The organism is Lysobacter sp. BMK333-48F3, assembly GCF_019733395.1.
Classification (GTDB): Bacteria; Pseudomonadota; Gammaproteobacteria; order Xanthomonadales; family Xanthomonadaceae; genus Lysobacter.
The window spans coordinates 21,806-46,451 of the sequence record NZ_JAIHOO010000001.1; the positions used below are offsets into that span (position 1 = coordinate 21,806).

A 24,646-nucleotide genomic window follows, 5' to 3' on the forward strand; every position below is an offset into this window, starting at 1 on the left:
TGCGCCGGGTCGCGGCGCGCTCAGCCCGCGGCCGCGTCGGCGGCGACCTGGCCGTATTCCAGCCGGACCACCCGATCGGCCACGCCGAAGTAGCGGTCGTCGTGAGTGATCACCACCAACGTCTTGCCGGCGGCCTTCAGTTCGGGCAGCAGCTCCTGGTAGAAGCAGCGGCGGAACTCCACGTCCTGGTCCGCAGCCCACTCGTCGAACAGATAGACGTCGCTGTCTTCCACATACCCCTGGGTCAGGGCCAGGCGCTTGCGTTGCCCCTGCGACAGCTCCAGCGTGCTCAGCCGGCCGCCGCTGGCGCTGACTTTGCGGTCCAGCCCCAGCTTGCGCAGCAAGGCGTCGACCTGCGCCTGCGGCGGGCTGTGGCCGCGGCGGTCGAGCAGATCGTCGAACAGCCAGTAGTCGGCGAACACCGCGGTGAACAACTGGCGGAAATCGCCGAGTTCCTCGCTCGCCAGCGCGCGCCCGTCCACCCGCACCTCGCCGCCGCTCGGCGCCAGCATGCCGGTCAGCAGCAGGGACAGCGTCGACTTGCCGCTGCCGTTGCCGCCGGTCACGAACACCATTTCGCCGCGCTGCAGCTCCAGATCCATCGGCCCGAAGCGGAATTCGCCGGCGTCGCCCGGATAGCGGTACTCGACCTGGCGGAACGAAATGCGCGACCAGCCGTCGAAGCGCGCGGGATCGACCGCCGCGATCGCGGTCGCGCCGGAGAACGTCGGGCCGAGCGCGCGCAGATGGCGGACGCTGGCCATCCCCGCCACCAGTTGGCGGATCGCGGCGATGAGGCCGCTGACCGGACCGATCAGGAACAGCGAGGCGATCACGAACCTGGCCACCAGCGCCGCGTCCTGGCCCAGGTGGGCGCGGCCGATATACGCCACCGACAGGATCGCCGCGTAGACGATCGCCATGTTCCACACTTCGGTGTAGCCCAGCCAGCGGTTCGCCGCGCGCAGCGAGGCCTCGTTGTCGCGGATCGCCCGCCCCAGCACACGATCGGAAAAGTGCGCGGCGCGCGCGGCGTTCATGGTCAGCTCTTTCTTCGCTTCGGCGATCGCGCGGAAGTGGCGGAACAACTGGTCTTCTTCGTCGCGGATGCGGGCGAAGAAATCCTCGGTGCGGCGCAGGATCGCCAGGGCGCAAGCGATGCTGGCCAGGACGAATCCCGCCAGCACCAGCAGCAAGGGCCAGGACAGCCAGGCCAGATAGGACAGGCAGAACACCGCCACCAGGGCGTTGAAGAACGCCTGCGGCAGCACCAGCAGCATCTGCGCGATGCGGGTCACGTCGACCACCAGCGCACCGGCGATGCGTTCGCGATTGCTCATCAGGCGCGCGTAGTCCAGCGCCATGAACCGCGCGCACAGCTGCGAACGCAACTCGGAGATGACCGCGGCGCCGAAGTGGGCCTGGAAAGTCTGCGCCGCCCCCGACAGGGCGAGCATCGCGACCAGCGCGGCCGCGGCCGGCCACAACGCGGCCTGCACCGTGCCGGCGACAGCGCCGCCGGCGATCGCACCGATCTGGGTGATCAGCGCGATCGAAGCCAGCGCGCTGCCGGCGGCCAACGCGCTGGCGGTGGCCAGCGCAACCCGGTGACGGCGGACGGTTTCGCCGATCACGGCGTCGCCCGGCCTGCCGCCGCGGTCAGGCCGATGCGCGCCACGGCGACGCTGGCATCGGAGTAAGGATGGGTCTGCCGCATCAATCCCGCCGGGCGCGGCGGCAAGGCCAGCCCAGCCGGCAGGCGGTGATCGATCGTCACCGCCAGCAGCGCCTGCGGCAGCGGGCCCGGGCCCAGGTCGAGCGCGATCTCGAGCTCGCCGGCCGGCACGGCGAAACCGCGGATGCGCGCCGGCCACTGCTCGAAGCCCTCGGCCGCCGGAGCCTGGATCGAGCGGCCCTGCACGCTTGCGCTGCGCACATCGGCGCCCTTGGGCAGATACAGGTCGAGCACGTCGTGGCCCTGGTCCAGGCTCAGCGCCAGGCGCATCCGGCGCAGTTCGCCCGCACGCTCGACGCCGAGCACGCGGATCCGCGCGGGCGCGGCGGTCGCCGCGGCGCGATCGCCGAGCGGCCGGCAACGGGTTTCGCGCCAGACCTCCGGCGCATACAGGTTTTGCGGCAGGGCACGCGCCGCATCGCCCAGCAGGCCGCGCTTCCAGGCATCGTCGTTGGCGTCAATGGTCGCCAGGCAACGCAGGCCCTGCACCCGATCGTCGAGCGCGAACACGCTGCTCGGCTGCGGATGACGGCCATCGAAGGGATGGACGAACACCAGCGCGACCGTCGCCGCCAGGCCGGCCAGGGTCAGCGCCGCGCCTGCGCGTGCCGCACCGGCGCCTATCCAGGCCGGCAGGCACAGCACGCACAGCAACAGCACCGGCACGACGCCGATCACCGGCACGCCGACGCCCAGGGCCTGGTCCAGGCCCAGCGCCAGTTGCCCCAGGACGACCCCGCCGACCAGCAGCGCCGGCACCATCGGCGGCCACGAGGACCCAGCCGACCCCGGCGACGCGCGCAGCACCGCGAAAACACGCCCGATGGCGACGGCGAGCAGCGGCCAGACCAGGATATTGGCCGCGCCGGGCAGGGCCAGCACCAACAGCCAGGCCAGCGCGAGCAGCAAGACCTCGCCGCCGCGCGCCAGCGCCGCCTCGCTCAACGGCTTGAACAACAGCGCGCCGGCCAGCGCGGCCGCGATCAGGCCGGGCACGAACACCGATCCCGCCCGCAGCATCGGCAGGCCCGCCAGCAAGGCCAGCGCCAAGGCCCACCACCAGCGCAGACCGCCGCGCGCGGCGCCGAGCATCGCCACCAGCACGCCGACCGCCAGCACGGCCCAGGCCAGGAACCATTCGCCCTGCAGCGCGGCGACCGCGCGCTGCATCGCCCCCGGCCAGAAGTCCTGGCGCAGACCGGCCGATACCGCCAGCACCACCGACGCCGCCGTGGCGACCGCCGCCAGCACGGCCAGGGCAGCGCGCGCCGCGGCCAGGACGCCGACCGCTTCGCTACGGCCGCGCCATGCGGCGAAGCCGAACAGCAGCGTGGCCAGGACCAGCGCCGCCGGATCCAACCAGCGCGGATACTGCAGGAACAGCTTGCCGGTGAAGTTGGTGTACGCCGGCTCGGCGCCCGCGGCAGGCGCCAGCGAAGCGGCCGACAACGCCGCGCGCATCGACGCCAGCGCCTGGTCGCCCATGTGCTGCAGCGTCGCCGGCGCCAGGTTGGCAGGCGTGTCGGTCGGCGAATGGTAGTCGGAATAGCCGCCGATGAAGGCGAAGTTCAGTCCCGGCAGGCCGCGCTCCAGCGCCACGCTGAAGTCGGTATGGTTGGGCATCCGCTTGTAGATTTCTTCGGTGTACGAGCCCGCCACCGGCGCGGCGCCGTGCAGCGCGCGCAGCAACGGCGCGCTGCCGGGACCGGACTGGAACATCAGCACCGGCCCGCTGCTGCCGCGCGCTTCGAAGTTCAGCACCGTACCGACCCGCGTCGCCAGCGGATGACGGTCGAAGAAGGCGCGCGCGCCGTACATGCCCATTTCCTCGCCGTCGCTGAGCAGGACGATGAGATCGCGCTTGCGCGCGCCGGGCTGCGACGCCGCCGCGACGCGCGCGGCCTCGAGAACGGTGGCAACGCCGGCGCCGGCATCCGCCGCGCCCGGCGCCCATGGGATGGAGTCGTAATGCGACATCAACAGCAGCCCGTTGCCCGGCTTTCCCACTTGGGCGGCGTCCTGCGCCGGCAGGACGCCGACGATGTTCTCGACCCAGGCGTAGCCGCCCTGGCCGGGCGAAAGTTCGCGCTGCACCTGCACCTGCAGGCCGCTGGCGCGCAACTGCGCCAGCAGGTAGTCGCGCACTCGCGCATTGGCCTGCGATCCGGTGGGATGCGGCGTCTGCGCGACCTGGCGCACGTGCGCCATCGCCCGCTCGACCGAGAACGCGCGCGCATCGCCTTCGCCCGAGCGCAGCGGCGGCGGCGACGACAGCGACCAGACCGCAGCGATCACCGCCGCGATCGCCGCCAGCCCGACCACCGTGCGCCACAGCCCCTTCGGCTGCGCCTGCGGCTTGCCGTCGCCGCCCGCTACTGCTTGGTTCTCGTCCATCCGCCCCTCTCCAGTGGATTGCCGCAGCGACCGCAGGCGGTCGCCGGTGCGTAGTCAGTCTTCCAGTTCGATTTCGTGCTCGGCCGCCGCATCCTCGGCCGCCGCGCGTCGGCCGCGGCGGCGGCGCAAGGCATCGCGCCGCTGTTCGCCGCGCCGGTCGCTGTCGGCCAGCCGCCCCGCATCGCGTTCGCCGTCGCGGACGAACGCCGCCAGTTGGGCGACGCTGGTATGGGTGAACAACTCCACCATGCTCAGGCGACGCTGCAGGCGGCGTTCGATCATGGCCTGCAGCCGCACCAGCAGCAGCGAGTGCCCGCCGAGGGCGAAGAAATGGTCGTGGCGGCCGATCCGCTCCACCCCCAGCAGCTGCGTCCACAGCTGCGCCAGCGCCTGCTCCACTTCGCCCTGCGGCGCTTCGTAGGCCTGGCGCGCATGCGCCTCGCCTTCCGGCGCCGGCAGCGCCGCACGGTCCAGCTTGCCGTTCGGAGTCAGCGGCCAGCGCTCCATGTGCACATAGGCCGACGGCAGCATGTACTCCGGCAGCCGCGACTGCAGTTGGCTGCGCAGCGACGCCGCGTCCGCCGCCTCGCCCAGCCAGTACGCCACCAGGCGGCGTTCGCCGCCGGCGTCGCCGTGCGCCGCCACCACCGCCTCGCGCACCCCAACGCAGGCCTGCAGCGCCGATTCGATCTCGCCCAGCTCGATCCGGTAGCCGCGCAGCTTCACCTGGAAATCGTTGCGCCCCAGGTAATCCAGGCCGCCGTCGCGGCGGCGCCGGACCAGGTCGCCGGTACGGTAGATCCGGCCGCCGTCGGCGAACGGATCCTCGATGAAGCGTTCGGCCGTCAGTCCGGGGCGATGCAGATAGCCGCGCGCCACGCCGGCGCCGCCCAGCCACAACTCGCCGACCACGCCCGGCGGCACCAATTCGCCGCGCTCGTCCACCACATAGGCGCGGGTGTTCGCCACCGGCACGCCGATCCCGGAGACGAACCCGGCGTCGCGCGGCATCGACACCCAGGTCGAGTAGGTCGTGGTCTCGGTCGGGCCGTACAGGTTCGCCACCCAGGCCGCCTGGGTCTGCGCGAACGCCTGCTCGACCAGCTCGCGCTTGAGCGGTTCGCCGGCCAGGTTGATTCCGCGCACGCTGGCCGGCAAGCCGCCGGCGTCCAACACCGCCTTGAGCACCGACGGCACCGTGTTGACCAGGGTCGCGCCCTCCAGCTCGGCACCGGCGCGCAGCAGGTCCTGCACCAGCACCACGCTGCCGCCTTGAGTGAGCGGCACGAACAACTCGAACACCGCCAGGTCGAAATTGACCGAGGTCGAGCACACGGTCCGCGCCAGGTCCTGAGGTTGGAACGCGCCCTGCGCCCAAGCCAGCAGGTTGGCGGTATTGCGGTGCTCGATCGCCACGCCCTTGGGCCGGCCGGTCGAACCGGAGGTGTAGATCACATAGGCCAGGTGCTCAGGCCGCAGCGCGACTTCGGGCGCATGCGTCTGCGGACTATCGACGGTGGCTTCGACTTCCAGCACCCGGTAACCGTCGATGCCCAGTCTGGCCGCCGCGCCGCCGGCGCTGACCACCGCGACCGGCGCGGCGTCGTCGAGCATCTGCAGCACCCGTTCGCGCGGGTAGCCCGGGTCCAGCGGCACGTAGGCGCCGCCGGCTTTCAGGATCCCGAGCAGGCCGACGATCAGTTCCACGCCGCGGTCGGCGCACAAGCCGACGCAGGCGTCCGGCGCCACGCCCAAGCCGATCAGCGCATGCGCGACCCGGTTCGATGCCGCCTCCAACTGCGCATAGCTCAGCTGCGCCTCGCCGCTGCGCAGCGCGACCGCCTCCGGCGTGCGCGCGACCTGCGCTTCGAACAGCTCCACCAGGGTCCGATCCGACGCCTCCACCGACACGCCGGCGCTGGCCTGCAGCAGCTGCCTGCGCTCTTGTTCGTCCAGCAACGGCAACGAGGCCACCGCCGCCTCCGGCGAATCCGCCATCGCTTCCAGCAGGCGTTCCAGCCAGCGCGACCAGCGCGCCACCGTCGACGCGTCGAACAGGTCGCTGGCGTACTCGATCGCGCCGCTCAGGCCGTCCTCGGTTTCGCTGAGCGACAACGAGATATCGAACTGGGTGGTCGCATGCGGAATCGACAAGGCCTCGACCCGCAGGCCGGCCAGCGTCGCCGCAGGCCCGCCCGCGGCGTTGTCCAGCACCAGCAGGCTCTGGAAGATCGGCGCATGGCCCAGGGTGCGCGAGGGCTGCACGGCGTCGACCACGCGGTCGAACGGCAGGTCCTGATGCTCGTAGGCGGCCAGGGTGGTCTCGCGGACCGACGCCAGCAACGCCGCCACGCTGGCCGAGTCCTCGACCCGCGTCCGCAACGCCAAGGTGTTGACGAAGAAGCCGATCAGGCCTTCCAGTTCCACTCGCGGCCGGTTCGCCATCGGCGAACCCACCACCACCTCGCCCTGCCCGCTCAGCCGCGACAGCAACGCGCTCCAACCCGCCAGCAGCACCATGTACAGGGTCGCGCCGTTGGCCTGCGCCAACTCGCGCAGGCGTTGAGTCAGCCCCGCGTCCAGACGCAACGCGTGCATCCGCCCCGCATAGCTCTGCACCGGCGGCCGCAGCCGGTCGCTCGGCAAGGCCAGCAGCTCCGGGGCGCCGCGCAACTGCTCGCGCCAATAATCCGACTGCGTTTCCCAGCGCGCTCCGCTCAACCAGCCGCGCTGCCACAGCGCATAGTCCGCATACTGCACCGGCAACGGCGGCAGCGGATCGTCCAGACCCTGCGCATAGGCGCCGTACAGCGCGCGCAATTCCTCCACCAGTACGCCCAGCGACCAGCCGTCGGAGACGATGTGGTGCTGGGTCACCAGCAGCGCGTGCTCATCCGTGGCCAGCTTCAACAATCGGCCGCGGATCAGCGGGCCGCGCGCCAGGTCGAAGCGCGCCTGCGCTTCCTCGTGCAGCTGCACCTGCAGCGCCGCATCACGCGCGGCCGGCGCCAGCATCGACAGGTCCACGCGCCGCAGCGCGAAGCCCGCGGCCGGCTCGATCCTCTGCTCCGGTTCGCCGTCCACGTCCTCGAAACGGGTACGCAGGGCTTCGTGGCGTTCCACGATCCGCGCCAGGGCGCGTTCCAGCGCGGCCTCGTCCAAGGCGCCGTGCAGGCGCAGGCCCGCGGCGACGTGGTAGGCCGCACCGGCCGCCGCATCCAGGCGATCCAGGAACCACAGCCGCTGCTGCGACCACGACAGCGGCAGCCGCTGTCCGCGCGGCACCGGCACGATCGCCGGCAATCCGGCGCTGCCGGCCGCCTGCACGCGTCGCGCCTGGCCGGCCAGGGTCGGTTCGGCGAACACCTCGCGCAACGGCAATTCCACCCCCAGGCGTTCCTGCACCCGCGCCTGCAGCCGCACCGCCAGCAGCGAATGCCCGCCGAGGGCGAAGAAATGGTCGTGGCGGCCGATCCGCTCCACCCCCAGCAGCTGCGTCCACAACTGCGCCAGCGCCTGCTCCACTTCGCCCTGCGGCGCTTCGTAGGCCTGGCGCGCATGCGCCTCGCCTTCCGGCGCCGGCAGCGTCGCACGGTCCAGCTTGCCGTTCGGGGTCAGCGGCCAGCGCTCCATGTGCACATAGGCCGACGGCAGCATGTACTCCGGCAGCCGCGACTGCAGTTGGCTGCGCAGCGACGCCGCCTCCACCGCCTCGCCCAGCCAGTACGCCACCAGGCGGCGTTCGCCTCCAACTTCGCCGTGCGCCGCCACCACCGCCTCGCGCACCCCGGCGCAGGCCTGCAGCGCCGATTCGATTTCGCCCAGCTCGATCCGGTAGCCGCGCACTTTCACCTGGAAATCGCTGCGGCCCAGGAATTCCAGCGTTCCGTCCGCCCAGTAGCGCGCACGGTCGCCGGTACGGTACATCCGCTCACCGGCCACGAACGGGTCGGCGACGAAACGCTCCGCGGTCAGCTCCGGCCGGTTCCAGTAACCCGCGGCCAGGCACGCGCCGGCGATGTACAGATCGCCCGGCACCCCCACCGGGCTCGGCTCGCCGCGACCGTCGAGCACGTAGTAGCGCGCGTTCCAGATCGGACGCCCGTACGGAATGCTCTTCCAACCCGGATCCACCTGCCCCACCCGGTGATAGTTCGACCACACCGTCGCCTCGGTCGCGCCGCCCAGCGCCACCACTTCGCAGCGCGGGAACGCCCGCCGCAACGCGTCGGGCAGGTCCAGGCCGATCCAGTCGCCGCTGAAGAACGCCAGGCGCAGGTCCGACGATACCTCGCCCTGCAGCGAACCCAGCAGCCCGGCGAACACCGCCGGCGCCGAGTCCCAGAAGGTGATCCCGCTGCGCAGCAGCTCCACCAGCCGCGCCGGGTCGCGCACCTCCTCCGAGCGCGCCACCTGCACGCTGCCTCCGCTCCACAGCATTCCGAACAGGTCGTACACCGACAGGTCGAAGCTCAGCGAGGTGGTGAACAGCACCCGGTCCGACGGGCCCATGCCGAAGCTGGCTTCCACCCACGCGAACAGGTTCGCCGCCGCCGCGTGCCGGACCATCACCCCCTTCGGCCGGCCGGTCGAGCCGGAGGTGTAGATCACGTAGGCCAAGGCCTGCGGATCGGTGCCGATCCCGCTCGCCGACGGATTCGTCTGCGCCTGGCCGTCCCAGCGCTCGGCCTCGTCCACGCACAGCACCGGCACCGCCGACACGCCTTCGTGCCGGGCCAGCGAACGCTGCGACAGCACCCGCGCCGGCGTGCAGTCCTGCAGGGTCTCGCGCAAGCGCTGCGGCGGATGCGCCGGGTCCAGCGGCACGTAGGCCGCGCCCGCCTTGACCACCGCCAGCACCGCCGCCAGCATCCACGGCCCGCGTTCGAGCAGGATCCCGACCCGGTCGCCGGCGCGCACGCCTTCGGCCAACAGGCCGTGGGCGATCCGGTTCGCGTGCCGGTTGAGCGTCTGGTAGCTCCAGCGCTCCTCGCCGCACAGCACTGCCGGTGCCTGCGGTTGCAACCGCACCTGGCGTTCGAAACCGGCGTGCATCACCTCCTGCGGGTAGTCGCGGGCAGTCGCGTTCCAGTCCAGGGTCAGGCGAGCGCGTTCGGCGGCCGACACGCAGGGCAGAGCGGACGGCATAGCGACCGGTCCGCCGCGAACTTCGTCCTCCAGCGCTCCGATCAAGCTCCGCAAGGCATGCTCGACCCGGTCCAGCGCCGCATCCGGCTCGATGCCCTTGGCGCAGTGCGCCTTCAACGCGAATCCCGCGCCGTAGTCGTCGACCGACAACGCCAGCGGATAGTGGGTGTGCTCGTCGCTCGCCAACAGGCGCATGCCGAAGGCTTGATCCGCCGCGCCGGTCCCGCCCGCGTCTTCGATGCCCGCCAGCAAGCCCGCGCTGTGACGGTAGTTGATCAGGGCCGCGAACGGCGCCAGACCCGCGCCCAGGCCGGAACAACGCTGGGCGAGCGAGAGCGAGGCGTGCTCGTGTTCGAGCAAGGCGCCCATCTGCGCGTGCACGGCGCGCAAAGCGGCGCGCGACGACTCCGCGTCCAGATCGACCCGCATCGGCAAGGTATTGATGAACACGCCCGGCGTGGCGGCCAAGGCCGGATTCTGCAGGCGCCCGCTCAGCACCGTGCCGAACACCACGTCGCTGCGTCCGCTGCTGGCGCCCAGCGCCAGGGCCCAGGCCAGGTGGAACACCGCCGCGGCGCTGACGCCGGCTTCGCGCGCGCATTCGCGCAGGCGCAGCGCCAGCTCGGCCTCGACCCGGCGCACCGCGTTGCTCGCGCCGGTGACGCCGTCGGCCACCGTCGCCACGCCGAACGGCGCGGTGATCTCGTCGACCGTGGCCAACAGACGGGAAAAATATTCCGCGTGAGCCGCATCCGGCGTCGCGGCCACCGACTCGATGAACTCGCGGTAAGGCGCCGCCTCGTGATTCGCGTCGGGCTCGCCGCGCACGCGCGCGGCGACCTGGGCCAGGATCAGCTCGAGGCTGACGTGATCGCTGACGATATGGTGATTGAGCAACGCCAGCAGCCAGGCGCCGGATCCCTCGTCGTACGCACTCCACGCGCGCAGCAGCGGCGGCCGGGTCAGGTCCAGGCGCAGCCGCGCCGGATCGCTGGCCTCCAGCAGCGCCTGCGTCGCCGTCGCGCCCGGCGCCGGCGCCACCGGTTCGACCCGCAACCGGGCGCTGCGATGCACCAGTTGCAGCGGCTCTTCCAGCCCTTGCCAATGCACCGAAGTGCGCAGGATGCCGTGACGGTCGATCATCGCCTGCAGTCCGTCGGCGAAGGCCTGCAGATCTTCGCGCCGGTCGAACTGGAGCAGGGTCCGGATCAGATAGGCGTCCGGGCCTTCGTCGCGCAAGTGATGGAACAGCATGCCCTGCTGCAAGGGCGACAACGGGTAAGCGTCCTCCAGATCGTCGATACGCCCGCGCGCCGCGGCCAGAGCCGCGCCTACCCCGGCCAGCTCCAGTTGCGGCAGGCGCGCCGGACCGGCCGGCGCCGACGGCGGCTCCGCATCGGCCGCAAGGGCGGCCAGATCGCACAGCACCGGCGCGGAAAACACGCTGCGCACGTCCAGGCGCAGGCCACGGCGGGCGAGCCGCTCGATCAGCGCCACCACCATCAGCGAATGACCGCCGAGGTGGAAGAAATGATCGTGACGGCCGACCCGGGGCAGATCGAACAGCTGCGCCCATGTCTCGGCGATCAACGCTTCGGTCCGGCCCTGCGGCGGCTGGTAGGCGAGCGCGCCGACCGCGTCGCGATCCGGAGCCGGCAGGCGTTCGCTGTCGAGCTTGCCGTTGCGGGTCAGCGGCAGCGCCGCCATCGGCACGAACGCGGACGGAATCATGTAATCGGCCAGCGTCGCCGACAGCGCGGCGCGCAGCCCTGCCACGTCCAGCTGCGCCCCGCGCGCCGGCACCAGGTAGGCGACCAGGCGCAGGTCGCCGCTAAGGTCGGCGCGCGCCGTCACCGCCGCTTCTTCGATCGCCGGCAGGCGCAGCAGGGCCGCTTCGATCTCGCCCGGCTCGATCCGGAAACCGCGCAACTGGACCTGCTGGTCGATCCGGCCCAGGTGCTGGATGTCGCCGTTCTCGAGCAAACGGCCGAGGTCGCCGGAGCGGTACAGGACCCCGCCCGGCTGGAACGGATCGGCGACGAAGCGCTCGGCGGTCAAGGCCTCGCGGTTGAGGTAGCCGCGGGCGAGGCCCAGCCCGCCGACGTAGATCTCCCCGACCGCGCCGTACGGCAGCAGTTGCCGGTCCGGGCCCAGGATGTAGACCGAGGTGGTCGGAATCGGTCGGCCGACGTTGTTGTCGGCGCTGGCCAGCTCGGCCGCGCCCAAGCGCTTGAAGGTCACGTGCACGCAGGTTTCGGTGATGCCGTACATGTTCACCAGCGCCACCTGCGGATGGCGCTGCTGGAACGGCGCCAGCTTGGCGGGGTTGAGCGATTCGCCGCCGAACACCACATAGCGCAGGGCCGACAGATCGGCCGCCTCCGGCAGCATTCGCGCCAGCGCCTGGAACGCCGACGGGGTCTGGCTCAGTACGCTGACCCGCTGCTGCGCCAGCCAATCGGCGAATCCGCGCGGATCGAGCCGCAGCGCCGCCGGCACGATCGCGGCGCTGGCGCCGTGGACCCAGGCCCCGAACAGTTCCCAGACCGAGAAGTCGAACGCGAACGAGTGGAACACCGACCAGACATCGTCGCCGTCGAAGTCGAACGGCAGGGCCTCGTTGACCAGCAGGCGGACCACGTTGCGGTGGCTGATCGGAACGCCCTTGGGCTGTCCGGTCGAACCGGAGGTGTAGATCACGTAAGCGTCGGCATCGGCTTGCACGTCGATGCCGATCGCCGCGTCCGACAGCCGCGCCGCGGCCGGGTCGTCGCTGCTCAGCGCCTGGCAGCCTGCAGGCAGGGGCGGCAGCGCCGCACCGCCGGCGACTGCCGCCAGCCGCACGCCGGCATCGGCCAGGGCGAAGGCGATGCGTTCGCCGGGCGCGTCGGGATCCAGCGGCACGTAGGCGCAGCCGGCCTTGAGGATGGCCAGGATCGCCACCCCCGCTTCGACCGAGCGGGCGGCAAGCAGACCGATCCGGTCGCCAGGCGCCGCGCCGCGCGCCAGCAGCAACCGCGCCAGGCGGTTGGAGCGCGCGTCCAGCGTCGCGTAGTCCAGGCTCGCGTCCTGGTCGAGGATGGCGATCCGCTGCGGCGCCCGTTCGGCTTGCAGGCCGATCAGGCCGTGCAGGGTCTGCGCGCGCGGATAGTCGGCCTGCGCGCCGTGCGCCAGTTTGCGCTGGCGATCGATCTCGGTCGCGGACAGCAAGGGCAGCCGATCGACGGTTTGCGCGCCGTCGCCGGCGGCCGCAGCAAGCAGCGCGGCGTAGTGGCCGGCGATCTGCCCGGCCAGCCACGGGTCGAAGAAGTCGGCGTTGTAGACCAGGTGGCAGGCGTAGCCGTCGTCGTCCTCGGCGACCAGCAGGTGCAGGTCGTTCTTGCCGTAGCCCAGATTGGTCTCGACGATGCGCCAGCCCAAGTCCGCGCTCTGGCGCAGGCTCGCCGCGGGCTCGAACTGGAACAGCAGGTCGAACAGCGCGGTCCGGCTCATGTCCTTTTCCGGCGCCAGCCACTGCACCAGCCGATCGAACGGAACCTGCGCATGCGCCGCGGCCTCCGCGCGCAGGCGCGCGCTGTCGGCGAGCAGCGCGTCGAGCCGGGTGTCGGCGCCGATGCGCTGGCGGATCGTCTGCAGATTGGCGAACGCGCCGACGACGCCGGTCGTGGAGGCGGCGGCGCTGGTGCCGAACACGATGTCCTCGTGCCCGGCGTAGCGGCGGATCAGGGCCGCGAAAGCCGCGCCGGCAACGGCCGCTTGATCGGCGCCGATGCGCGCGGCGGTCGCCCGCACCGACGCCGCGACCGCGGCGTCGATGCGGAACGCCAGCCGCGCGGCGGTGTAGGTGTGGATGGTCGGTCGGGCGCGATTGAGCGGCAGTTCGACCGCCTGCAGCGGCGCTCGCAGCTGGCGGCGCCAGTACAGCGCATCGGGCTGGAACGTCAGTCGCGCGTCCTGGCCGCGGTGCAGCCGCGACAGGTACTCGCCGGGTTCGGTCGCGGCGGGCTCGACGCCGTCGTAGGCCTGCGCGATCGCCTCGGCGATCTGCGCCAGTGCGGCGCGGTCGGCGACGATATGGTGCACGGCGAGCGCGAGCAGCCCGCTGTCCGCTGCGCTGCGGTACAGGCGCGCACGCAACAGCGCGCCCTCGGCCAAGGGCATGGGCTCGGCGATCCAGGCCAGCGCCGCCGGCACCGGATCGGCTTCGGCTTCGAGCTCGGACCAGGGAACCTCGGCTTCATCGGCGAAACGCTGCCCCAGACGTCCCTCGCCGGCGACGATGCGCGTGCGCAGCGCCGGCTGCGCGGCGACGACCCGGGTCAGCGCGGCGCGCAGGCGGTCGGCGTCGACCGCGCCGCTCAGGCGCATCAGCAAGGGCAGGTTGTGGTAGGTCGGGCTGGACGGGTACAGGCTGCCGGCTTCGAAGGTCTCGATGAACCACAGTCGCTCCTGGTGCGGCGACAAGGCGAAGCAGTCGCCGTCCGCGGCAGCGACGCTAGTGGTGGCGGCGGCGACGCCGGCCAGCGGCGCCGCCACGATCGCCGTCGCGGGCGCCTGGGTCATGGTCCGCAGCAGGGCCTCGAAATGGTTTGCGCAGCGTTCGATGCTGGCGCGGTCGAACAGGTCGGCCGCGTATTCGTAGCGCAGCTCGATCCGGCCCCGTTCCTCGCTGAGGTACAGGGTCAGGTCGCACTTGGCGCCGATCTGCAGCGGCTCCAGCGCGGTCGCCTCGATGCCCGGCAAGTCCAGTTCGCTGCGCGGCATGTTCTGGCACAGCAGCATGGTCTGGAACAGCGGCGCGTGGCTGGCCCGGCCGTGTTCGGGCCGCACCGCTTCGACGATCCGCTCGAACGGCAGGTCCTGGTGCCGGTAGGCGTCCAGCGCCACCGCCTTGGCCTGCCGCGCCAAGCCTTCGAACGTCTCCGCCGCGTCCAGGCGCAGCCGCAGCGGCAGACTGTTGATGAAGAAGCCGATCAGCGGCTCCAGTTCGGCGCGGACCCGGTTGGCCACCGGCGCGCCGACGACGATGTCGTCCTGGCCGCTCAGCCGCGCCATCAGCGCGGTCCATGCGGTCAACGCGGTCATGAACAGCGTCATGCCGCGGCCCGCGCCGAACGCACGCAGGGCGTCGCACAACGGCGCATCCAGATGGCGGATCAGCTCGCCGCCGCGGGTGCTCGGCGCAGCCGGCCGCGGGAAGTCGGTCGGCAACTCGAGCCGGTCGGGCGCGCCGCGCAGATGCGCGCGCCAGAACGCCAGGTGCTGGTCCAGCAACGGCGCCGGCAGGCTTTCGCGCTGCCAGGCCGCGTAATCGGCGTACTGCACCGCCAACGGCGGCAACGGATCGGCCCGGCCGGCGGCGAAGGCGGCGTACAGCGCCGACACTTCCTGGGCCAGGATCGCGACCGACCAGCCGTCCGAAGCGATGTGATGCTGCAGCACCAGCAGGGCGTGGCAGCGCGGACCGATCCGCGCCAACAGGCCGCGGATCGGCGTATCCAAGGCCAGGTCGAAGCCTGCCTGCAGTTGCTCCAGGCAGGCTGCGCGCGCCGCGGCCCAGGCCGCGTCTTCGGCCAGGTGCGACAGGTCGATCTGTTCCAGGGCGAAGCCCGATTCGGCCGGCAACACCTCTTGGCGCGCGGTTCCGTCCAGCTCGGGAAAACGGGTGCGCAAGGTTTCGTGCCGGGCCACCACGGCATCCAGGGCGCGGCGCAGCGCGGCCGCGTCCAGCTCGCCCTCGAGCCGGAACCAACCGGGCATGCGATATGCCGCTGCGCCTTCTGGGTCCATCCGGTCGAGGAACCACAAGCGCTGCTGGGCCCACGACAGCGGCAAGTCGCGATCGCGCGCGGTCGCCGCCACCGGCGGCAGTCGCCCGGCCCGGGCGCGGCCGGCCTGCGCGGCCATCGCCTCCAGGGTGGGATGCTCGAACACCTCGCGCAGCGGCAACTGCACGCCCAGGGCTTCCTCGATGCGCGCCACCAGCCGCACCGCCATCAACGAATGCCCGCCGAGCTCGAAGAAATGGTCGTGTCGGCCGACCCGCTCGATCCCGAGCAGGTCGCGCCATAGCCCGGCCAACGCGGCTTCGGCGCCGTCGGCGGGCGCGACGAATGCGCGCCGCGCCAGCGCGCCTTCGTCCGGCGGCGGCAGCGCCGCGCGGTCGAGCTTGCCGCCCGCGGTCAGCGGCCAGCGCGCCATCGGCACGAACGCCGAAGGCAGCATGTAATCGGGCAGTTCGCGCGCCAATGCGGCGCGCAGGCGCATCGGCAGATCGGCGCAAGCGGCGGCCAACAACGGCCAACTGTGCAACGACGACGGCGGCGGCGCGCTCGGAAACGACGCGCCGGTCAGCGCCTGCAGCTGCGCTTCGGCGCCGATCGCCGCATCGTAGCGTCCGTCGCCGCCGCTGTCGGCCCAGCTCAGGCGTAAGGACAAGCCGCGCCGCGCGCACATCGCCGCCAGTTCGGCCGGGGTGACGCCCAGGCTGGGCCCGTCGGTTTCGGCCTGCGGCCGGTACGGCAGGGACTTGGGCGCTACGCAACGCTGTTCCAGCATGCGCGCGAACGGCGCCACCCAGGGATGGGCGATGCCGCGCAGGCCGACGATCGAGGAGGGATCGGCCGCGGCCGCGTCGAGCGCGGCCTCGAGTGCGGCGGCGTCGCGCCAGTCGCGCCAGTCGGGACGCGGCACCGGCGCCGGTTCGGCCGTCTCGCCGCGAGTGCGCACGACGACGTCGTAGCGGAACGCCGTCATCTCGGTATGCAGTTCGCCGAGCTTGGGCAGAATGCGGATGTCGCAGATCTGCGGATAGCGATCGCGCAGGGCCAGGAACCAGCTCGGGTCGACCAGCAGCTCGCGGTCGGCCAACGCGCGCCGCCGGGCCTGTTCGAGCAATTGCGCGTCGCCGGCGCCGGCCGTGGCCTGGTGCAAGGCCACCGACAGATGGAAGGCTTCGCCCAGCCCCCAGTGACGGATGTCGCCGACGAACAGGCAGCCGCCCGGCTCCAGCCGCGCGAGCATCGCGGCGAGGGTGCGTTCCAGGTAGTCGGCATCGGGGAAATACTGCGCGACCGAATTGAGGATGGCGGTGTCGAACCGTCCCTCGACCGCGGCCAGGTCGTGCGCCGGCGCTGCGGCCACCTGGGCGACCGCGGCGATCGCCGGATCGCGGGCGATGCGCCGCGCCAGCTTGGCTACGGTGCGCGCCGACAGATCGGTGCCGACGTAGCGACGGCTGCCCGCGGCCAGGTTCTGCAGCAACAGGCCGGTACCGCAGCCGACTTCCAGCACCTTGCGCGGACTCAGCGAGCGGATCCGGTCCAAGGTCGCGTCGAGCCATTCGCGCATGCTCTCGGCCGGGATCGCCTCGCGGGTGTAGCTGCTGTTCCAGCCGATCGTGTCGAAGCGATCCGAACCGTCGCCGCCGTCCTCGTCGGCCTGCTCGTCGAACACGCCCGACCACTGCTCCACCTGCGCGTCCGCCGCGGAAGCGTCCGCGGCCGCCGGATCGGGGACGATGTAAGCGGCGATGCGCGGTTCGCCGTCGCGATCGCGGACCAGGGTCACCAATGCGTCGCGCACGCCCTCGCTCGCGCGCAGGCGGGCCTGGATCTCGCCGAGCTCGATCCGGTAGCCGCGGATCTTGACCTGATCGTCGTTGCGGCCGAGGTATTCCAGGGTGCCGTCGGCGTGGCGGCGCACCAGGTCGCCGCTGCGGTACAGGCGGCCGTCGCCGAACGGATTGTCGATGAAGCGTTCGGCGTTCAGCTCGGGCCGGCGCAGATAGCCGCGCGCCACGCCGTGGCCGCCCAGCCACAGTTCGCCGACCACGCCCGGCGCGGCCAGGCGGCCGTCGGCTTCGACCACATAGGCCTGCACGCCCGGCAGCGGTTCGCCCAGGTGCGGGCCGCGCTCGGCGCCGACCCGCGCCAGCGTGCTGTTGACCGTGCACTCGCTCGGACCGTAGGCGTTGTAGCAGGCCACCGGCGCGGCGGCCGCGCGCTTCCAGGCCGCGGCCGGAAAGGCTTCGCCGCCGACCAGGATCGCGCGCAGCTGCGGCAGCGGCGTTTCGAACAGGCCGCCTTGAATCAGCAGGTCCAACTGCGCCGGAGTGCAGTCGAACACCGCCACAGCTTCGGCCTGGAGGAATTGCAGCATGCGCCCGGCGTCGGCGCGCACCGCCGCCGGCACCACGCACAGGGCGTGGCCCGAGGCCAGCTGCACCAGCGCCTGCAGCGAGGCGTCGAAGGACACGCTGGCATTGAGCGCCACCCGCAGTGCGCAGGGCAGCGCGTCGAACACGCGCTCGCGCATGCCTTGCCACAGGTGCAGCAGTTGCCGGTGCTCGACCATCACGCCCTTGGGGCGGCCGGTCGAGCCGGAGGTGTAGATCACATAGGCCAGGTGCTCGGGCCGCAGCGCGACTTCGGGCGCGTGCGTCTGCTCGCTGTCGGCGGTGGCTTCGACTTCGAGCACCCGGTAACCGTCGATGCCCAGCCTGGCGGCCGAGCCTCCGGCGCTGACCACCGCCACCGGCGTGGCGTCGTCGAGCATGTGCAGCACGCGTTCGCGCGGGTAGCCCGGGTCCAGCGGCACGTAGGCGCCGCCGGCCTTGAGGATGCCGAGCAGGCCGACGATCAGTTCCAGGCCGCGTTCGGCGCACAAGCCGACGCAGGCGTCCGGCACCACGCCCAAGCCGATCAGCGCATGCGCGACCCGGTTCGACGCCGCTTCCAGTTGCGCATAGCTCAGCTGCGCCTCGCCGCTGCGCAGCGCGATCGCCTCCGGCGTGCGCGCCGCCTGCGCCTGGAACCGTTCGACCCAGGTCCGATCCGCCGGCGCCGCCGATGCGCCGGCGCTGCGGTGCAGCAGTTGCGTACGCTCCTGCGCGTCCAGCAGCTCCAACGACGCCACCGGCGCCTGCGGCGTCTGCGCCATGCCCTGCAGCAGGCGTTCCAGCCAGCAAGCCCAACGCGCCACGGTCGAGGCATCGAACAGGTCGCTGGCGTACTCGATCGTGCCGCTGAGCCCGTCGCCGGTTTCGCTGAGCGACAGCGACAGGTCGAACTGGGTGGTGGTGTGCGGCATCGCGATCTGCTCCACGCCCAGCCCGCGCAGCGACGGATCGCCTCCGCGCGGCGCGTTCTGCAGCACGAACATCGCCTGCACCAACGGGTTGTGGCCCAGATTGCGCTGCGGCGCCACCGATTCGACCACCTGCGCGAATGGCACGTCCTGGTGCACGAAGGCGTCCAACGCGACCCGCTTCACCGAATCCAGCCATTGCGTCGTGCTGGCTTCGCGCGGCAGTTCCAGCCGCAATGCCAGGGTGTTGACGAAGAAGCCGATCAAGCCCTCCAGCCGGTTGTCGCGACGGTTGGCGACCGCCGTCCCCACCACCACCTCGCCCTGCCCGCTCAGCCGCGACAGCAACGCGCTCCAGCCCGCCAACAACACCATGTACAGGGTCGCGCCGTGGGCCTGCGCCAACTCGCGCAGGCGTTGAGTCAGCCCCGCATCCAGACGCAGCGCGTGCATCCGCCCCGCATAGCTCTGCACCGGCGGCCGCGGCCGATCGCTCGGCAAGGCCAGCAGCTCCGGGGCGCCGCGCAACTGCTCGCGCCAATAATCCGACTGCGTTTCCCAGCGCGCTCCGCTCAACCAGCCGCGCTGCCACAACGCATAGTCCGCATACTGCACCGGCAACGGCGGCAGCGGATCGTCCAGGCCCTGCGCATAGGCGCCGTACAGCGCGCGCAATTCCTCCACCAGTACGCCCAGCGACCAGCCGTCGGAGACGATGTGGTGCTGGGTCACCAGCAGCGCGTTCTCATCCGCGGCCAGCTTCAGCAACCGGCCGCGGATCAGCGGGCCGCGCGCCAGGTCGAAGCGCGCCTGCGCTTCCTCGTGCAGCTGCGCCTGCAGCGCCGCATCGCGCGCGGCCGGCGCCAGCATCGACAGGTCCACGCGCCGCAGCGCGAAGCCCGCGGCCGGCTCGATCCTCTGCTCCGGTTCGCCGTCCACATCCTCGAAACGGGTACGCAGGGCTTCGTGGCGTTCCACGATCCGCGCCAGGGCGCGTTCCAGCGCGGCCTCGTCCAAGGCGCCGTGCAGGCGCAGGCCCGCGGCGACGTGGTAGGCCGCGCCGGCCGCCGCATCCAGGCGATCCAGGAACCACAGCCGCTGCTGCGACCACGACAGCGGCAGCCGCTGCCCGCGCAGTGCCGGCACGATCGCCGGCAATCCGGCGCTGCCGGCCGCCTGCACGCGTCGCGCCTGGCCGGCCAGGGTCGGCTCGGCGAACACCTCGCGCAACGGCAGTTCCACCCCCAGGCGTTCCTGCACCCGCGCCTGCAGCCGCACCGCTAGCAGCGAATGCCCGCCGAGGGCGAAGAAATGGTCGTGGCGGCCGATCCGCTCCACCCCCAGCAACTGCGTCCACAACTGCGCCAGCGCCTGCTCCACTTCGCCCTGCGGCGCTTCGTAGGCCTGGCGCGCATGCGCCTCGCCTTCCGGCGCCGGCAGCGCCGCACGGTCCAGCTTGCCGTTCGGAGTCAGCGGCCAGCGCTCCATGTGCACATAGGTCGACGGCAGCATGTACTCCGGCAGCCGCGACTGCAGTTGGCTGCGCAGCGACGCCGCCTCCACCGCCTCGCCCAGCCAGTACGCCACCAGGCGGCGTTCGCCGCCGGCGTCGCCGTGCGCCACCACTACCGCCTCGCGCACCCCCGCACAGGCCTGCAGCGCCGATTCGATCTCGCCCAGCTCGATCCGGTAGCCGCGCAGCTTCACCTGGAAATCGTTGCGCCCCAGGTAATCCAGGCCGCCGTCGCGGCGGCGCCGGACCAGGTCGCCGGTACGGTAGATCCGGCCGCCCTCGGCGAACGGATCGTCGATGAAGCGTTCGGCCGTCAGTTCGGGGCGATGCAGATAGCCGCGCGCTACGCCGGCGCCGCCCAGCCACAACTCGCCGACCACGCCCGGCGGCACCAATTCGCCGCGCTCGTCCACCACATAGGCGCGGGTGTTCGCCACCGGCACGCCGATCCCGGAGACGAACCCGGCGTCGCGCGGCATCGACACCCAGGTCGAGTAGGTCGTGGTCTCGGTCGGGCCGTACAGGTTCGCCACCCAGGCCGTCTGGGTCTGCGCGAACGCCTGCTCGACCAGCTCGCGCTTGAGCGGTTCGCCGGCCAGGTTGATTCCGCGCACGCTGGCCGGCAAGCCGCCGGCGTCCAACACCGCCTTGAGCACCGACGGCACCGTGTTGACCAGGGTCGCGCCCTCCAGCTCGGCACCGGCGCGCAGCAGGTCCTGCACCAGCACCACGCTGCCGCCCTGAGTGAGCGGCACGAACAACTCGAACACCGCCAGGTCGAAATTGACCGAGGTCGAGCACACGGTCCGCGCCAGGTCCTGAGGTTGGAACGCGCCCTGCGCCCAAGCCAGCAGGTTGGCGGTATTGCGGTGCTCGATCGCCACGCCCTTGGGCCGGCCGGTCGAACCGGAGGTGTAGATCACGTAGGCCAGGTGCTCAGGCCGCAACGCGACTTCGGGCGCATGCGTCTGCGGACTATCGGCGGTGGCTTCGACTTCCAGCACCCGATAGCCGTCGATGCCCAGCCTGGCCGCCGCGCCGCCGGCGCTGACCACCGCGACCGGCGCGGCGTCGTCGAGCATCTGCAGCACCCGTTCGCGCGGGTAGCCCGGGTCCAGCGGCACGTAGGCGCCGCCGGCTTTCAGGATCCCGAGCAGGCCGACGATCAGTTCCACGCCGCGGTCGGCGCACAAGCCGACGCAGGCGTCCGGCACCACGCCCAAACCGATCAGCGCATGCGCGACCCGGTTCGATGCCGCTTCCAGTTGCGCATAGCTCAGCTGCGCCTCGCCGCTGCGCAGCGCGACCGCCTCCGGCGTGCGCGCGACCTGCGCTTCGAACAGCTCCACCAGGGTCCGATCCGACGCCTCCGCCGATGCGCCGGCGCTGGCCTGCAGCAGTTGCCTGCGCTCTTGTTCGTCCAGCAACGGCAGCGAGGCCACCGCCGCCTCCGGCGAATCCGCCATCGCCCCCAGCAGGCGTTCCAGCCAGTGCGACCAGCGCGCCACCGTCGACGCGTCGAACAGGTCGCTGGCGTACTCGATCGCGCCGCTCAGTTCCGCTCCTTCCTCGCGCAGAGTCAGGCTAAGGTCGAACTGGGTCGCGCCGTGCGCCACCGCATAGCCCTCCACTTCCAGGCCCGGCAGCGCCAAGCTCCGCTGCGGCGTGTTGTCCAGGCTCAGCAAGGTCTGGAACACCGGGCTGTGGCTCAGGCTGCGCTGCGGATGCAACGCCTCCACCACCCGCTCGAACGGCACCTCCTGCCGACCCTGGCCCTCCAGCACCCTCGCCCTGGCCTGGGCCAGCAACGCCGCCGTCGTGGCGCCCTCTTCCACCCGCATCCGCAGCGCCAGGGTGTTGACGAAGAAACCGATCAGCCCTTCCAGCTCCACCCGCGGCCGGTTCGCCGCCGGCGAACCGATCACCACGTCGTCCTGTCCGCTCAGCCGCGACAACAGCGCGCTCCAGCCGGCCAGCAGCACCGTGTACAGGGTCGTGCCCTGCGCCTGCGCCAGCTCGCGCAAGCGCCGGGTCAGCGGCGCATCCAGACGCACCGCCAGGCGCCCGCCGCGGTAGCTCTGCACCGGCGGGCGCGGCCGGTCGCTCGGCAGCGCCAGCAACTCGGGCGCACCGCGCAATTGCGCGCACCAGGCCTCCACCTGGTCGGCCTGGTCCGCCTGCGACAGCCGCGCGCGTTGCCAGGCCGCATAGTCGGCGTACTGCAACGGCAACGGCGGCAGCGGATCGGGCCGACCTTGCGCGTAGGCCGCGTACAGCGCGCCCAACTCGCGCACCAGCACGCCCTGCGACCAGCCGTCGGAGACGATGTGGTGCTGGACCAGCACCAGCACGTGCTCATCGGCCTGTAGGCGCAGCAGCCGCGCGCGCACCGGCGGTTGCGCCGCCAGGTCGAACGGCGCCGCGGCCCAGCCGCTGCAAGCCTGCTGCAGCGCCGCCTCGCGCTCCTCTGCCGGCAGCGCTTCCAGATCCTCGCGTTGCAGCGTCCAGCCGGCCTCGTCCCGCACCACCTGCACCGGACCGTCCGCGCCGTGCTCGAACACCGTGCGCAGCGATTCGTGCCGCTCGCCGATCCGCTGCAAGGCCCGCGCCAGGGCCGACTCGTCCAGCGCACCGCGCAGGCGCACGCCGGCGGCGATGTGGTAGGCCGCACCGGCCGCCGCGTCCAGTCGGTCCAGGAACCACAGCCGCTGCTGCGACCACGACAGCGGCAGCGGCCGGCGGCGGTCGGCGGCGGGCAAGATCTCGACATCGCTGCGCCGCGCCGAGCGCAGGCTGTGGGCCAGGCCGGCGAGCGTCGGCGACGCGAACAGGTCCGCCGGCGCCAACTCCACCGCGAAGCTTTCGCGCAGGCGCGCGATCAGCATGCTGGCCCGCAACGAATCCAGGCCCAATGCGAACAGATCCTGGTGCGGGTCCTGCGGCACCGCGCCGATCGCCTCGCCGACGATCCGCGCCAACCGCTCGGCGACGCCATCGTCCGGCTGCGGCGGTGCCGCCGCGTCGGCGCCGGCTTGCTCGACCGACCATTGCCACAACGCGGCGAACTCGCCGGCGCGCAAAAGCTCGCGGCAACGGCCGCGCTGCACCTTGCCGCTGGAAGTGCGCGGCAGATGCCCGGCGCGCACCAGCACGATGGCGGAGACCTCATAGATATCGTGGGTTTCGGCCAGCGCAGCACGGATCCTGGCCGCCAGCCCGGCGGTGTCCGACGGCGCCGCGCCGGATACTTCCTGGACGACGGCCAAGGCGCCGGAATCCTCGTCGTCGAGCGCGAACACCGCGCAGCCGTCGGCGCTGAAGGCCGGATCCGCCGTGGCCACGGTTTGCTCGATGTCCTGCGGATACAGGTTGCGTCCGCCCAGGATCAGCAGTTCTTTCGAACGGCCGGCGATATAGAGCTCGCCGGCGTGCAGGAAACCCAGATCGCCGGTGCGCAGCCAGGTCTCGCCGTCGCGTTCGACCAGGCTCTCTCGCGTGCGTTCCGGCTGCCGCCAATAACCGGTCGTCACCGAAGCGCCGCTGACCAGGATTTCGCCGATCGCTCCGTGCTGGGCCGGGCCGTCGCCGACCGGATCGGCGATCGACACGCGTACGCCGGCCGGGGCGCCGACGCTGGCCAGTTCGATGCCGTCGTGGCCCGTCGCGGCGACCGCCCATCCCTGCGCCAACGCGGCGCGGTCCAGCAGCATCGTACGCAGCGGTTCGCCGGCGCCGCGCACATGCGCGGCGACCAGCAAGGTGGCTTCGGCCAGACCGTAGGCCGGTGTCAGCGCACCTGCCGCGAACCCGCGGTCGGCATAGGCCTGGGCGAAGCGGCGCAAGGTGTCCGGGCGGATCCGCTCGGCGCCGTTCACCGCTACCCGCACGCTGTCCAGCGCCAGCCCCCGCAACTGCGGATCGTCCGCGCGTTCGGCCAGCAAGGCGTAGGCGAAATTCGGCGCCACCGTCAGGGTCGCGCGATAGCGCGACAGCGCCTGCAGCCAACGCTGCGGCCGGCGCATGAACGCCGCCGGCGAGAACTGCACGCAACTGGCGCCGGCGAACAGCGGATAGGCGATCGCGCCGACCAGGCCCATGTCGTGGAACGGCGGCAACCACGACACCACGACGTCGTCCTGGCCCATGCCGTACCGGGCCACGGCAGCGGCGCAGTTGGCGACCAGATTGCCGTGGGTGACGATCACGCCCTTGGGGGCGGAAGTCGAGCCAGAGGTGTACTGCAGCACCGCAGGCGTGGAATCCGCCACCGCGCGCGCTTCGCGCCCGGTCCGGTCGGCGCTTGCTGGCGCTTGCTGGCGCGGATCGAACCAGGTCGCGCCCGCGGCGATCGCGCCGAACTCGCGCGTGCAGCGTTCGCGCACCCCGTCCAGGGCGATGCAGACCGCCGGACGGCAATCCTCGAAGATCGCGCGCAAGCGTGGCAGGGCGCGCCGGCTACCCGGCGGATACGCCGGCACCGCTATCAACCCGGCGCGCAGACAGGCCAGGAAAGCGACGATGTAGTCCAGCGACGGCGGCAACAGCAGCAGCACGCGCTCGCCGCTCGCGGCCAGGTCTTCCAGCGCGTCCGCCATGCGCGCGACTTCGCGCTCCAGGCCGGCGTAGTCCAAAGCGGCACCGTCGCCCTCGCCGTCCTCCAGGAAGCGGAACGCGACGCGCCCGCGCTGTTGCGTATCCCCGGCGCGGCGGGACAGCACCTGCGCGAGCGAAAAACACGTCGAAGACACGACCACGGCTGACTCCATTCT

General features: G+C 72.0%; 3 protein-coding genes. All 3 read right to left on the reverse strand.

The genetic code is table 11. The features are described 5' to 3' along the window. Window positions 1-20 precede the first annotated feature (20 nt). The 3 genes from K4L06_RS00030 to K4L06_RS00040 are packed head-to-tail and all read right to left on the reverse strand — an operon-like array spanning window position 21 to window position 24,631. Window positions 21-1,634: a cyclic peptide export ABC transporter gene (locus K4L06_RS00030; protein WP_221669436.1), complete on the reverse strand. Its 1,614-nt coding sequence runs from the start codon at window positions 1,632-1,634 to the stop codon at window positions 21-23. Further along, window positions 1,631-4,129: a M28 family peptidase gene (locus tag K4L06_RS00035; protein ID WP_221669437.1), complete on the reverse strand. Its 2,499-nt coding sequence runs from the start codon at window positions 4,127-4,129 to the stop codon at window positions 1,631-1,633. Before K4L06_RS00035 ends, K4L06_RS00030 begins: the two co-directional genes overlap by 4 nt. Before the next feature lie 54 nt (window positions 4,130-4,183). Then, complete coding sequence (locus K4L06_RS00040; protein ID WP_221669438.1) at window positions 4,184-24,631, reverse strand: non-ribosomal peptide synthase/polyketide synthase; 20,448 nt, start codon at window positions 24,629-24,631, stop codon at window positions 4,184-4,186. Window positions 24,632-24,646: the final 15 nt, after the last annotated feature.

What these genes read in the sequence shown, in the direction of transcription:
- K4L06_RS00035 (WP_221669437.1), bottom strand. Translation starts at nt 4,129, where the DNA reads ATGGACGAGAACCAAGCAGTAGCGGGCGGCGACGGCAAGCCGCAGGCG.